This window comes from Alistipes senegalensis JC50 (assembly GCF_025145645.1).
Lineage (GTDB): Bacteria > Bacteroidota > Bacteroidia > Bacteroidales > Rikenellaceae > Alistipes > Alistipes senegalensis.
In genome coordinates this window covers 2815928-2828533 of the sequence record NZ_CP102252.1, presented here as the reverse complement: position 1 = coordinate 2828533, position 12606 = coordinate 2815928, and the positions used below count along the sequence as shown (strand labels likewise).

Sequence of the window (12606 nt, the reverse complement as noted above, 5' to 3'; positions counted from 1 at the left end):
ATAAAAATATTCCTATGCGAACCGATTTGTTTCTCTTTCTGACCCTTTCTCTGGCGGCAATCACCTCGTGCGACGAGGCATCCGGCGACAGATACGACCCGTCCACCTACAAAAACCCGGTCACGACACAGAAGATGCCGGACCCCACGGTCATCCGCGACGGCGACACGTTCTATCTTTATGCGACGGAGGCCGTCCGCAACGTGCCGATCATGAAATCGCGCGACCTGGTCAACTGGACGCTGTGCGGCACGGTCTTCTCCGAGGCCACGCGCCCCGACTTCACGGAGGGCGGCGAGATATGGGCCCCCGACATCAACTATGTCGGCGACCGCTATCTGCTCTACTATTCGCTCTCCTCGTGGGGCGGCATCGAGGACTGCGGCATCGGCGTCGCCGAGGCCGAGACGCCCGAAGGACCCTGGATCAACCACGGCAAGCTGTTCATCAGCAAGGAGATCGGCTGTCTGAACTCGATCGACCCGTTCTTCATCGAGGAGGACGGCGCGAAATACCTCTTCTGGGGGAGTTTCCGCGGCATCTGGGGCGCCCGGCTGTCGGACGACGGGCTCACGCTGGACACCTCGACCATTCAGCCGGTCGCCGGCACGGCTTTCGAGGCCACATACATCCACAAACGCGGAAACTACTACTACCTCTTCGCCTCAACCGGCAGTTGCTGTTCCGGGTTGAACAGCACCTATTCGGTCGTGGTGGGACGCTCCGAGAATCTTTTCGGCCCCTATGTGGACCGCAACGGCGAGGAGATGCTCTCGAACCATTACGAAACAGTCCTGAAGGGCAACGGAGCCTTCGCCGGACCGGGGCACAACGCCGAGATCGTAACCGACCGCGACGGCACGGACTGGCTCCTCTACCACGCCTACTGGGTCAACAGCCCGAGCAGCCGCACCCTGATGCTCGACCGGGTGAACTGGACCGACGGCTGGCCGCTGGTCAATGACGGCTATCCGTCGAATCAGGCCGCATCGCCGCGCCTCTGATCCGGGATTCGGCCCCTGCTCTTCGGGCCGCCCGAAATATCCGTCGCGGCCCGAAGAGATTCGAAGCCCGAATAAACGCGCCGACGGCAAATCGCCCCGGGGATTCGCAGGTTCTCAAAACCGACGATCCCCGGGGCTTGTCGTATCCATAGAGGAGGCCATGCCGAAAGGAGGCGGAGAACCCGCCGCGCAGGCCGATCGGAGCCGTTCCGTACCGACCAACAGCGGCCATATGCGAGCAGGGTTGCAGCTTTCGAAGCTGCAACCCTGCTTGAAAACGGGCGGAACCTGCCGGGCAGGCCCGTTCGGAAATTCGGGGAATATGCGGCGACCGGCGCCGCAACCGTCGGAATCAGACCAGACCGGAGAATCCCATGAACGCCATAGCCAGAATTCCGGCCGTGATCAGCGCGATGGGAATGCCCTTGAACGCCTTGGGAACGTCCTCGAAATCGAGACGCTCGCGGATGCCGGCGAAGAGCACCAGCGCCAGTGCGAAGCCCAGGGCCGTGGCCACCGAGTAGGTGACGCTCTGCAAGAGGTTGAACTCCTTCTGGATCATCAGGATCGCAACGCCCAGCACGGCGCAGTTGGTCGTGATGAGAGGCAGGAAGATACCCAACGCCTGATAGAGCGACGGCGACATCTTTTTGAGCATGATCTCGACCATCTGCACGAGGGCCGCGATCACGAGGATAAAGACGATCGTCTGCATGTAGACGATGTCCAGCGGCACAAGCACATAGGTCTGGATCAGCCACGCCACGACGGCCGCAATGGCCATCACGAAGGTTACGGCGGCTCCCATGCCCATCGAGGTCTCGACCTTGGACGACACGCCCAGGAAGGGGCAGATGCCGAGGAACTGCGCCAGCACGACGTTGTTGACGAAGATGGCGCCGATGATGATTGCAAAATAGGAAATCTCCATAACTATTTCTTGGCTAATTTGTTAAACAAGACCATAAGGTATCCGAGCACCAGGAATGCACCGGGAGCCAGCACGAAGATCAGCGGCGTGTAGTCGGCGATTCCGAGGCTGACGCCGAAGATGGCCCCGCTGCCGAGAATCTCGCGCACGGCGCCGACGACCGTCAGCGACAGCGTGAATCCCAGACCGATGCCCACGCCGTCCAGCGCGGAGTCGAACGGCGAATTCTTCGAGGCGAACGCCTCGGCGCGTCCCAGGATGATGCAGTTCACCACGATCAGCGGGATGAAGACGCCCAGCGCATCGTACAGCGCCGGCACGAAAGCCTGCATCAGCATCTGGATGATAGTCACGAACGAGGCGATCACGACGATGAACGCCGGAATGCGGACCTTGTCGGGAATGATGTTCTTGATGAGCGAGATCACGAGGTTCGACATGATCAGCACGGCCATCGTCGCCAGCCCCATGCCCATGCCGTTCCCGGCCGAAGTGGTCGTTCCCAGCGTGGGACACATGCCCAGCACCAGCACGAACGTCGGGTTATTCTTGACGATACCGCTCAAAATAATCTGCAACTTATTCATTTTGACCTCCTTCCTGAGCCTCAGGCCCGTTGGTTCGTTCGGCGGCGGCCGCTGCCGTCGCTCCGGATGCCGCGTCCGCCGGGGCTTCGCCCGTCACGACGCTCTTATAAGCCATCCATGCACGGTTGATCGCATCGACATAGGCGCGCGAAGAGATGGTCGCAGCGGTCAGCGCATCGACATCGCCGCCGTCCTTCTTCACGGCCAGTTTGCCGTTCACGAGCTTCTTCTCCTCGAGTTTCTGTCCCTTGACGCTGGCGAGCAGGACGTTGCCCTCGTCGGCCATCTTGGTTCCCAGACCCGGGGTCTCGGTCTGCTCCAGCACGTTGACGTTCACCACCTCGCCCTCGGGCGTAAAGCCCACCATCAGGCGCACCACGCCGCCGAATCCCTGCTTAGTCATCGATTGCACGGCATATCCGCTCACGGCGCCCTCCTTGGTGGCCGTATAGACCGTAATCGGCATTTCGTCGATCGTCAGCTCCTCGGCCTCCGTCGCATCGAACGCCGGGAGTACCTCCGTAAGCGCCGCCTTCGTCGCCGCCTCCTTGGCCGCGGCGATCGGCTCTTCGGTAATCATGTTGACGACGCCCACTCCCGCCGAAGCCGCGAGGGTGATGCCGAAGAGGACGGCCGTCATGTTCAAAAGTGTGCTTTTCATACTGCCACCTCCGTTATTTCACGCCGAAGCGCTTGGGTTTGACATACTTGTTGATCAGGGGCACGCAGGCGTTCATGATGAGGATGGCGAACGACATGCCCTCGGGATAGGCGCCCCACAGACGGATGCACATGGTGATCGCGCCGATTCCCACGGCGAAGATCACCCCGCCTTTGACGGTCATCGGCGACGTGGAATAGTCCGTCGCCATGAACACGGCTCCGAGGACCGCACCTCCAGCCAGCACGTGGAACAAAGCAAAGCCGAAATAAGGCGCATAAGGTTTCAGAAACGACAGATAATAGTCAAAAAACGACATATCAGACATTACCGCATGAAGCTTCAATTCATCCACACTAGCGTATTGAAAAGCCGAATCAATTTTGAAACAAGCCACAATGAATGCGAACACAGCCATCGTCACGAGTACCGTCACGGGAATATGCCACGTGATGACGCGCCGCCACAGCAGGTAGACGAAGCCGCACAGCAGCGCCAGCGCGGCCACCTCGCCCATCGAACCGGGGATGTTACCCAGCAGCAATTCCTGAGTGCCTACGGCCCCGGAGTCCAAAACCCCTTGTTTCACGGCGGCCAGCGGCGTGGCGCCCGAAAGGGCGTCGAACGCGCCGTTCACCGGCATCGGGAAGGTGGTCATCTGCACCGGGTAGGCGATCAGCAGGAACACGCGGCCCACCAACGCAGGATTGAAAGGATTCTTGCCGAGACCTCCGAAAGTCATCTTGGCGATGGCGATCGCCACGAACGCGCCGATCACGACGATCCACCAGGGAATCGACGCCGGAAGGTTGAAGGCCAGCAGCACGCCGGTCACCGCGGCCGACCAGTTGGTGACGGTCACCGCGCCGCGGACCAGGAATTTCTGAATCAGGTACTCGAACGCCACGCACGCCGCCACCGAAAGGGCCGTAACGCGCAGCACGTCGGCTCCGAACACCACGGTCGAGACGACCAGCGCAGGCATCAGCGCGATCACCACGTCGCGCATGATCCGTGCCGTTGACTGCGAGGTCTGGACATGCGGCGCAGGAGCTACAATGAGTTTGTTTGCCATAAGTTATACTATAATTTTACATTCTTCGTATTATCGGACCGTTCCTGCCATTCCCGAGGCATCATCCCGCGGCTTGCAGCCGCGTTTACAAATCCTGCCCCACCCTAAACCCCTCCCTCGGGAGGGACTTACGGCCGCAAGCGGCCGCCGGGCCGGAATCTTCGGAACGGAAATCCACCCTTATTTTTTCGGCGCTGCGGCAGCGCGTGCGCGGATAATTCCCATCACGGTCTGTTTTCCGAGACGTATCCAGTCCAGCAGCGGCAGGTACGAGGGGCACGTGGACTGGCAGCATCCGCACTCGATGCACGAGGTGATCATCTGCTGTTCCAGCACGTCCCATCCCTTCTTCTGCGTCATTTTCGAGAGGTAATAGGGTTCCAGACCCATCGGGCAGGCCGACACGCACTTGGCGCACTTGATGCACTGCGCGGCTTCGCGGCGCACGGCCTCGCGGCCCGAAAGGACCGTGATTCCCGAACACCCCTTCGTGACGGGCGAGTCGAGGTTGACCATCGCACGACCCATCATCGGACCGCCGTTGATCACCTTCGCAGGCTCGTCGGGAACACCCCCGGCAGCCTCCAGCAATGCCGAAACCGGCGTACCCATGCGGGTCAGCAGGTTCTTGGGCTCCTTCAGACGTTTGCCCGTGACGGTCACCACGCGCTCGATCAGCGGCATCGACTTCTGCACGGCGCGGTAGACGGCCACGGTCGTCGAAGCGTTGCACACCACGGCGCCCACGTCGATGGGCAGCGCGGGCGGGGGCGGCACCTGACGGCCCGTGACGGCCGCAATGAGCTGTTTCTCACCGCCCTGCGGGTACCTCACTTTCAGAGGCACCACCTCGATACCCTTGTATCCCTCCGCGATCTGCTTCAGGTGCGCGATGGCGTCGGGTTTGTTGTTCTCGATGCCGATATAGGCTTTCTCCACGCCCACGGCCTTCATCAGGATCGTCACGCCGACCACCAGCTCCTCGCCGTGCTCCAGCATCGTGCGATGGTCCGAAGTGAGATAGGGTTCGCACTCCACGCCGTTGATGATGACGCACTCGGCCTTCTTACCGGGAGGCACCGAGAGCTTCACGTGCGTAGGGAACGTCGCGCCGCCCATGCCGACGATACCGGCGTCCTTGATCTTGGCGACGATCTCCTGCGCCGAGAGGGGGCAGACCTTCACCAGCGTCTCCGAGCGGTCGATGCCCTCGGCCCACTCGTCGCCCTCGCGCTTGATCGTGATCATCATCTGGCGCAGGCCCTGGCCGTTGGGAACCATATCCACGGCCGTGACCGTTCCCGACACCGGGGAGTGAATGTTCGCCGACATGAAGCTGCCGGCTTCGGCGATGAGCTGTCCCGTCAGCACCTTGTCGCCCTTGGCGACCTTGGCCACGGCGGGAGCCCCGATGTGCTGCGCGAGGGGAATCGTCACCACCTCGGGCAGCGGCAGAACCTCGATCGGTTTGGCGCAGCTCAGCTTATTTTCCGACGGATGGACTCCGCCCATTGGAAATGTCTTCATATATTATTGGTTCGTTTTTACGTTTCTAAAACCGAATTTGTTTTCGTTCCACTTTTCCGGACCGGAGGGTTTTACCATTCGCCGCCAAGGCGGCGTCTTTATTCCGACCCTCCCTAAATCCCCTCTTCGGAGGGGACTTAAGTCCGCTTACAGCGGAAAATCACGACTCCGACGGAACTTTCGTATCAGGCGCAGCCTCGGCCTTCGGGGCCGCGGGAGCCGCAGGTTTCTCCGCCGCAGGGGCCGTTTCGGCCTTGGGAGCCGCAGGGGCAGCCGGAGCCGCAGGGGCGGCCTTCGGGGCCTTGGGCAGCGGGTCCATGCCGACCAGCCGGATGGCGCCCGTGGGGCACTCGTTCACGCACTTGCAGCACAGCTTGCACTTCTGCGGGTCGATGTAGGCGAGGTTGTTCTCCACGGTGATGGCGTCGAAGGCGCAGACCTTCACGCACTTGCCGCAGCCGATACACCCGGCCTTGCAGGCTTTCATCACCACGGCACCCTTGTCTTTCGAGACGCACGACACGTAAACCGCGCGGTTCTTGGGCCACTTCTTGCGCAGTTCGATGATCATTTTCGGACATGCCTTCACGCAGGCGCCGCAGGCCGTACATTTGTCGGGATCGACCTCCGGAAGCCCCGTCGCGGGATTGATGTGAATGGCGTCGAAGGCGCAGACCGCGACGCAGTCGCCGAATCCGAGGCAGCCGAACGCACAGCCCGTCTCGCCCACATAGAGCGACGAAGCCACGGCGCACGACTTGGCCCCGTCGAAATCGTTCGTCCGGGGACGCTTCTCGCACGTACCGCCGCAGCGGACGGTCGCCACTTCGGGCTGCTTCTCGGCAGCGGCCTTTCCGAGGTACGCAGCCACGGCCTTCATGCAGTCGCCGCCGCCCACGGGGCAGAACAGCGACGAAATGTCATCCTGCTTGACCAGCGCATCGGCCATACCCCGGCAGCCTGCGAATCCGCAGCCGCCGCAGTTGGCGCCGGGGAGCATCTTCTCCACCTCGTCGATGCGCGGGTCCTCCTCGACCCGGAACTTCTGGGCCACGAAATAGAGGATCACCGCCGAGAGCACGCCCAGCGCGCACAGCGTCAGGATCGTGTAAAGTAATACTTCCATCAGATTTTAGTTATTGTAAATTGAATTGTGTGTTCGATTTTCGCGCGGAAGAGCCACAGCACGAAATAGTAGACGCCCACGCCGGCGATCGCCGCGAGGGCGCCTGCGCCTTCACTCCACCCCATGCCGGCAATGGCCGCCACGAGCACCGCCATGAGCACCGCCAGGGCGCCGACGTATGCCAGCACGACGGCCCGCATGCCTGCGCTTCGACGCACGCCGACCGACACGGCATCGCCCGCCGCGAACGACGCGGCCTCTGGGGTCGCCACGACGACGACCTTTTCCTGAGCCTCGGCCAATCCGCACGCCTGACGGGCCTTGCAGCTTCCGCAGGCGCTCCGGGAGGTGATACGCACATGGACCGCGCCGCGCTCCGTACGTTCCACCACGCCGCTGTGTTCGATCAGTTCCGCCACGCCGCTAATCTCCGTATTTATTGGTCAGGGGCATCAGCCGCTCGTGACCGAAAGTGCACGACGACAACCGCAGCACGGGCGGGAACTGGTAGCGTTTCTTCTCGTTGTGCATGATCATCGCGTGGATCTTCTCCACGACTTCCGAATCGAATCCCGCGTTGACGATCTCCTCGCGGTGCTGTCCCTCCTCGATCATGCGCGTCAGAATGGCGTCCACCACCTCGTAGGGCGGCAGGATGTCGCTGTCCTTCTGCCCCGGATGGAGTTCCGAGGAGGGTTCTTTCGTCAGGATGCTTTCGGGAATCGGATTGCCCTGCGTACGGTTGATGTAGCGGGCCACGTCGTACATTTCGCTCTTGTAGAGGTCGCCCGTGGGGCTGAACGCCCCCGCCGTGTCGCCGTACAGGGTGCAGAGTCCCAGCGCGTTCTCGCTCTTGTTCGAGGAGTTCAGCAGGATGTAGTCCGTCTTGTTCTGCAAGGCCATCAGCAACACCGTGCGGATGCGGGTCTGGATATTCTCCTCCGTGGCGTCGAACTCCGTGCCGCCGATGACGGGTTTCAGGGTGTTCACCACGCTGGTATAGATTTCGGAAATGGGAATGACGTTGTATTCGATGCCGAGGTTGCGGGCCAGCTCCTTGGCGTCCTCCACCGACTCGAAAGAGGAGAACGGCGAGGGCATCAGCAGCGCCCGGACATTCTCCGCGCCCAGCGCATCGGCGGCGATGCAGGCCACCACGGCCGAGTCGATACCGCCCGAGAGGCCGATCGAAGCCTTTTTGTAGCCGTTCTTGCGGAAGAAATCGCGCAGTCCGCAGCGGGCCGCCTCGTAAACCAGCCGCGTGCGGTCGTTGTAGGTCGAGGGGAGAGCGATCGGCTCCGCAGCGGCCTCGGTGTCGAAGATCTGGAAATCCTCCTCGAAATTCTTCATCATCAGCACCACTTCGCCGCGGCCGTTCATCGCCCCCGACGTACCGTCGTACACGATGTCGGTCGAACCGCCCACCTGGTTGACCAGCACGAGGTTCTTGCCCTCGACGAACGCCAGATGGCGCATCATTTCATACCGGTAGGTCATGGTTCCCTTGCCGTACTTGCGGGCGTTGATCGAGATGACGGTTTCGACCGACTGGTCGAAATCGTGCTCGCGGCTCAGATCGTCGCCCACGATGATGGCGCACTTGTGGCCCTTGATGGTGGCGTATTCGAAGCCCTTCGAGGGGGTCAGGAAGCCCATCTCGCGGCGCGCCGTGATGTATTTCTTGCCGACGTAGCGCAGCACCTTGCGGTCCTGGATCAGCGCCGCGGCGCTGATCGTGCCGTTGTTCGTGAGGATCGGCAATCCCACGATGGCGGCGATGCCGTCGCAGCACGAGGCGATCTCGACCAATGCGTCCTCGCACAATTCGAGGAAGGTCGTTTTCCGCAGCAGGTCGAAGGCAGGGGTTCCGCTCACGGCCTGTTCGGCGAAGATCACCAGGTCGGCGCGCTGTGCTTTCGCTTTGTTGATCGAGTCGATGATCTTCGATGCGTTGCCGTCCACATCTCCGATCGTGTAATTCAACTGGGCAATAGCTATTTTCATGGCGATAGTTTAAGTCGGGGCATTACAACTCCGCAAAGTTAAGGATTATTTGCAAAAGTCGGAAGAAATTTCAATGTTAATAAATTAACATTCTTCCATTTACAAAAATTCTTAAAAACGAACGAAAGGCTCCCGGAAAACCGGAAGCCTTTCGCCGTCGCTGCAATCCCTATTCCTGCGATTCTTCGGGATCGGCCACCAGAATACGGCCGCAGTACTCGCAGATAATGATCTTCTTACCCTGGCGGATGTCCACCTGACGTTGGGGCGGGATGCGGTTGAAACACCCTCCGCAGGCATCGCGCTTCACGGTCACCACGGCCAGTCCGTTGCGGACGTTGCGGCGGATGCGCTCGTAGGCGGCGAGCAGCCGCTCGTCGATCTTCTCCTTGACGCCGTCGGCCTGCACGGAATACTCCGCCACCAGCGGCGCGGTTTCCGCCTCGATGCCCTCCAGCTCGGCCTTCTTGGCCCCGAGGTCCGCGGTGCGCTCCTTCGAGAGCGCCTCGGCCTCCTCCAGCTGGGCTTTCTTGACCTTCACACCGGCAGCATACTCTTTCAGACGCTTTTCGGCCAGCTCGATTTCGAGTTCCTGATACTCGATCTCCTTGGTGATGGCGTCGAACTCGCGGTTGTTGCGCACGTTGTTCTGCTGCTCCTTGTAGTTGCCGATCATGATCTTGGCTTGGTCCACCTCGCGCTTGCGCTGCTTGGAGAGCGTGTTGAGCTCCTCGATCTCCGCGTTGATGTGCTCGATGCGGGTCTTCATCCCGGCCATCTCGTCTTCGAGATCCTGAACTTCAAGAGGCAGTTCACCTTTCACCTTGTTGATCTCGTCGATCTTGCTGTCGATCTTTTGCAGCTCGTAGAGCGCCAGGATCTTCTCCTGCATCGAGTAATCAACCTCGGCCGTCTTCTTTTGTGTTGCCATATAATGTACTGTATAGTTTAGACTTGCACCAGATAATTCACCGGATTGCGAGAGTGTTCACTCTTGCGAACCGCAAAGGTACATAAATTTTTCGATAAAATATCAAATAATAGCTCAATTACGCAATATTCGCTCTCAAAATGGCCTATATCCACTACCGTGAGGGCCTTATCGGGTGTCATGAAGTCGTTGTACTTCAAGTCCGCGGTGATGTAGATTCCGGCTCCGGCGCGGCGTGCGTCGCCGATCAGCGAGGCCCCGGCACCGGTGCAGACCGCCACGCGGCGCACCTCGGGAGTCGCCACGTCGCTGTGTCTGACGACCTTCACTCCGAGCTTCCGCCGGACGAACCGCATGAACTCCACGGTATCGACGGCTTCGGGCAGATCACCCACCACGCCGAACCCCACGCCTCCGCCGACTTCCGCGGGTTGCAGCACTTCGAGGTTCCCGACGCCCAGCATCCCGGCCAGCCGCCAGCTCATCCCTCCGGGGGCGCTGTCGAGGTTGGTGTGGCAGGCATAGAGGGCGATCCGGCTGCGGATGGCCCGCTCGACGCACCGCTGCACGGGGTCCGCGGAGTTGAAACGCTTGAGCGCATGGAAGACGATCGGATGGTGCGTCAGCACGATGTCGCACCCCTCGGCTTCGGCCTCGTCCAGCACCTCTTCCGTGACATCCACGGCCAGCAGGGCTTTGTGGACCTCGTCGTCGGGACGCCCGACGATAAGTCCGGCATTGTCATACGATTCCTGCCAGCCCAGCGGGGCGAAGCGTTCGATGACTTCGGTTATCTGACTGATCTTCATAGGTTTTTCCTTAAAACAACGATTGTTCGTAGAACGCGAACAGCTCCTTGTGCTCGACCTCCTCCTTCTTGCGGCGGGGCTTGCGGACGGTGCGTTTGGCAGCGGCCTGTCCGTCATCGGAAAGCTCCCCGCCCGTCGATTCGTCGATCTTCACCACAGCCTTGGCACGGCGGCGCACGGGAGCGGCCTCCGGCGTCCCGTCCTCAGCGGCGTCGTCCGTATCGGCCACGATCTCCCCCTCCCCGGCTTTCAGGTCCTCGCGGACCTCGACCAGCAGGGCGCGGATGTGTTGCAGACGTTCCATCAGTTCGGCGTCGCGGTCCACGCCGCTCCCGGCAGGCCCCTTGCGGAGCGCCTTGCGGGCCCCTTCGAGCGTCATGCCGCGCTCCTTGACCAGATGGTAGATCAGCTTCAGATTCTCAACGTCCTGCGGCGAGAAGAGGCGGTTGCCTTTCTTATTGCGCTTGGGGCGGAGGATGCTGAACTGCGACTCCCAGTGGCGGATGAGCGACGTATTGACATCGAACATCTCGGCCACCTCGCCCATCGAATAATAAAGTTTTTCGGCCATATCTATTGTTTTATGATTCGCAACGAATTGGGATACATGTTGTTCACCCGGGCGCCGATCCGCTTGGCGAATCCCAGCGCACGCCCCCGCGCGCAGACGAGATTCACCCCTTCGGCCAGCCCTGCGGCGGCGATCTCCTGCTTGCGCAGGTAGCGCAGCGCCTCCGCTTCGTCCAGCTCCGCGACGGGCACCGCCCCGCGGTTCAGCCCGTCGAAGAGAGCCAGCGCGGGATCGGGTTTCAGCGTCCCTTTGAAGACCTGCCCCAGCGCCACGCCCGAACAAATGACGGGCAGCGCCTCGGACAACGCCCGCACGGCGTCGGACTGCGCCGCATACCACGCATAGAACGTGTCGGCGACCTGCGCGAAACACATCCGGTCCGGCTCCCGGACCCAGCGGGCCAGTTCGGCGGAGGTCTTCCTATCCGCCGCCGCAAATACCGTGCGCCGCGCCTTCGGCGTGCGTGCACGCCCCCCGGCGTCGAACGACTTGCGGGCCACGGCGGCGAAGAATCCCTCGCCGCAGGCCCTGTGGGGATAGAACCGGAACGTCCGGAACGCCCCGACACGCCCGCAGACGATGCCCCACGCATCCTCCACGGCGATCTCGTCCGATTCGGCGACCTCGTCGCCGGCCCATGCGAGCATCCGCTCCAACGCCCCCTCGTCCTCGTCGCGGTTGAACGTGCAGGTGCTGTAAACGAGCGTTCCGCCCGGCTTCAGAGCCCGCCACGCCTCGCGCAGGATGCCGTCCTGACGCGCCGCGCAGAGTTTCACACTCCCCTCACTCCATTCGCCGCGGGCCTCGCAGTCTTTGCGGAACATCCCCTCGCCGGAGCAGGGGGCGTCCACGGCCACGATGTCGAACCACGCCTCGAAGTCGCCCAGCATACGCGGTTCGCAGGTCGTGACGGCCACGTTGCCCGTGCCCCACTTGCGCACGTTGTCCGCCAGCACGGCGGCGCGGCGGCGGTCGATCTCGTTGGCGACGACCAGTCCGCCGGGCCCGGCCAGCGAGGCGTAGAGCGTCGTCTTGCCGCCCGGAGCCGCACACAAGTCGAGGATGCGGACCCCTTCGGTCCGCACGCCCTCCAACAGGTGTCCCACGAACTGCGACGAAGCCTCCTGCACGTAGTAGGCCCCGGCGTGGAAATCGGGGTCGAGCGTGAAAGACGGACGCACGGCAAGGTAACGCCCGTCGCGGCACCACGGCACCTGTCCGGCGATCTCCAGCGCGGGCAACGCACCGGGAGCCGCTTTCACGGGATTGACCCGCACCGACACCGGCGGTACCCCGTCGAGCGCGGCGCAGAGGGCGCGTCCCTCCGCCTCACCCAGGTCGTACAGAACCCGTTCGACGAATTTCGCAGGCAGCGTCATC

The 12606-nt window shown here is 61.9% G+C and carries 13 protein-coding genes; 1 reads left to right on the top strand and 12 read right to left on the bottom strand.

What is annotated here, in order from left to right; translation table 11 throughout:
- The first annotated feature begins 14 nt into the window (after positions 1 to 14).
- Positions 15 to 1004, top strand: coding sequence for a family 43 glycosylhydrolase (locus NQ519_RS11360; protein WP_019151040.1), 990 nt, complete (start codon positions 15 to 17; stop codon positions 1002 to 1004).
- 352 nt (positions 1005 to 1356) lie between these two features.
- On the opposite strand, the gene rsxA is transcribed toward NQ519_RS11360, so the two are convergent.
- The 12 genes from rsxA to NQ519_RS11300 form a co-directional block, all read right to left on the bottom strand.
- Positions 1357 to 1935 carry an electron transport complex subunit RsxA gene (gene rsxA, locus NQ519_RS11355; RefSeq protein ID WP_019151041.1) on the bottom strand — a complete coding sequence of 193 codons (579 nt, stop codon included), beginning with the start codon at positions 1933 to 1935 and terminating at the stop codon, positions 1357 to 1359.
- A gap of 2 nt (positions 1936 to 1937) precedes the next feature.
- Positions 1938 to 2522, bottom strand: a complete 585-nt coding sequence (locus NQ519_RS11350; RefSeq protein WP_026076590.1) for an RnfABCDGE type electron transport complex subunit E — start codon at positions 2520 to 2522, stop codon at positions 1938 to 1940.
- Positions 2515 to 3183: an RnfABCDGE type electron transport complex subunit G gene (locus NQ519_RS11345; RefSeq protein ID WP_173390139.1), complete on the bottom strand. Its 669-nt coding sequence runs from the start codon at positions 3181 to 3183 to the stop codon at positions 2515 to 2517. Before NQ519_RS11345 ends, NQ519_RS11350 begins: the two co-directional genes overlap by 8 nt.
- Before the next feature lie 13 nt (positions 3184 to 3196).
- Complete coding sequence (locus tag NQ519_RS11340; protein ID WP_026076591.1) at positions 3197 to 4258, bottom strand: RnfABCDGE type electron transport complex subunit D; 1062 nt, start codon at positions 4256 to 4258, stop codon at positions 3197 to 3199.
- Between the two features lie 180 nt (positions 4259 to 4438).
- On the bottom strand, positions 4439 to 5785 hold the full coding sequence (rsxC, locus tag NQ519_RS11335; protein ID WP_026076592.1) for an electron transport complex subunit RsxC: 1347 nt from the start codon (positions 5783 to 5785) through the stop codon (positions 4439 to 4441).
- 160 nt (positions 5786 to 5945) lie between these two features.
- A complete protein-coding gene (locus tag NQ519_RS11330) occupies positions 5946 to 6911 on the bottom strand; it encodes an RnfABCDGE type electron transport complex subunit B (protein WP_019151046.1) in 966 nt (321 codons plus the stop codon).
- Positions 6911 to 7300 carry a SoxR reducing system RseC family protein gene (locus NQ519_RS11325; RefSeq protein ID WP_227901117.1) on the bottom strand — a complete coding sequence of 130 codons (390 nt, stop codon included), beginning with the start codon at positions 7298 to 7300 and terminating at the stop codon, positions 6911 to 6913. Before NQ519_RS11325 ends, NQ519_RS11330 begins: the two co-directional genes overlap by 1 nt.
- Before the next feature lie 34 nt (positions 7301 to 7334).
- Entirely contained in the window at positions 7335 to 8915 is a 1581-nt protein-coding gene (locus NQ519_RS11320) for an NAD+ synthase (RefSeq protein ID WP_019151048.1), read from the bottom strand.
- Positions 8916 to 9084: 169 nt separating this feature from the next.
- Entirely contained in the window at positions 9085 to 9846 is a 762-nt protein-coding gene (locus NQ519_RS11315) for a zinc ribbon domain-containing protein (protein ID WP_019151049.1), read from the bottom strand.
- A 17-nt stretch (positions 9847 to 9863) separates the two neighbouring features.
- Positions 9864 to 10655 (bottom strand): Nif3-like dinuclear metal center hexameric protein, encoded by a 792-nt coding sequence (locus tag NQ519_RS11310; protein WP_019151050.1) that lies wholly within the window; start codon positions 10653 to 10655, stop codon positions 9864 to 9866.
- Positions 10656 to 10665: 10 nt separating this feature from the next.
- A complete protein-coding gene (locus NQ519_RS11305) occupies positions 10666 to 11226 on the bottom strand; it encodes a MerR family transcriptional regulator (RefSeq protein ID WP_019151051.1) in 561 nt (186 codons plus the stop codon).
- Positions 11227 to 11228: 2 nt separating this feature from the next.
- Positions 11229 to 12605, bottom strand: coding sequence for a methyltransferase RsmF C-terminal domain-like protein (locus NQ519_RS11300; RefSeq protein ID WP_019151052.1), 1377 nt, complete (start codon positions 12603 to 12605; stop codon positions 11229 to 11231).
- Between the last annotated feature and the right edge of the window lies 1 nt (position 12606).

Excerpts from the sequence above, each read along its gene's own strand:
- NQ519_RS11360 (WP_019151040.1), top strand. The coding sequence starts at position 15 with ATGCGAACCGATTTGTTTCTCTTTCTGACCCTTTCTCTGGCGGCAATC.
- rsxA (WP_019151041.1), bottom strand. The coding sequence starts at position 1,935 with ATGGAGATTTCCTATTTTGCAATCATCATCGGCGCCATCTTCGTCAAC.
- NQ519_RS11350 (WP_026076590.1), bottom strand. The coding sequence starts at position 2,522 with ATGAATAAGTTGCAGATTATTTTGAGCGGTATCGTCAAGAATAACCCG.
- NQ519_RS11345 (WP_173390139.1), bottom strand. The coding sequence starts at position 3,183 with ATGAAAAGCACACTTTTGAACATGACGGCCGTCCTCTTCGGCATCACC.
- NQ519_RS11340 (WP_026076591.1), bottom strand. The coding sequence starts at position 4,258 with ATGGCAAACAAACTCATTGTAGCTCCTGCGCCGCATGTCCAGACCTCG.
- rsxC (WP_026076592.1), bottom strand. The coding sequence starts at position 5,785 with ATGAAGACATTTCCAATGGGCGGAGTCCATCCGTCGGAAAATAAGCTG.
- NQ519_RS11330 (WP_019151046.1), bottom strand. The coding sequence starts at position 6,911 with ATGGAAGTATTACTTTACACGATCCTGACGCTGTGCGCGCTGGGCGTG.
- NQ519_RS11320 (WP_019151048.1), bottom strand. The coding sequence starts at position 8,915 with ATGAAAATAGCTATTGCCCAGTTGAATTACACGATCGGAGATGTGGAC.
- NQ519_RS11315 (WP_019151049.1), bottom strand. The coding sequence starts at position 9,846 with ATGGCAACACAAAAGAAGACGGCCGAGGTTGATTACTCGATGCAGGAG.
- NQ519_RS11310 (WP_019151050.1), bottom strand. The coding sequence starts at position 10,655 with ATGAAGATCAGTCAGATAACCGAAGTCATCGAACGCTTCGCCCCGCTG.
- NQ519_RS11305 (WP_019151051.1), bottom strand. The coding sequence starts at position 11,226 with ATGGCCGAAAAACTTTATTATTCGATGGGCGAGGTGGCCGAGATGTTC.
- NQ519_RS11300 (WP_019151052.1), bottom strand. The coding sequence starts at position 12,605 with ATGACGCTGCCTGCGAAATTCGTCGAACGGGTTCTGTACGACCTGGGT.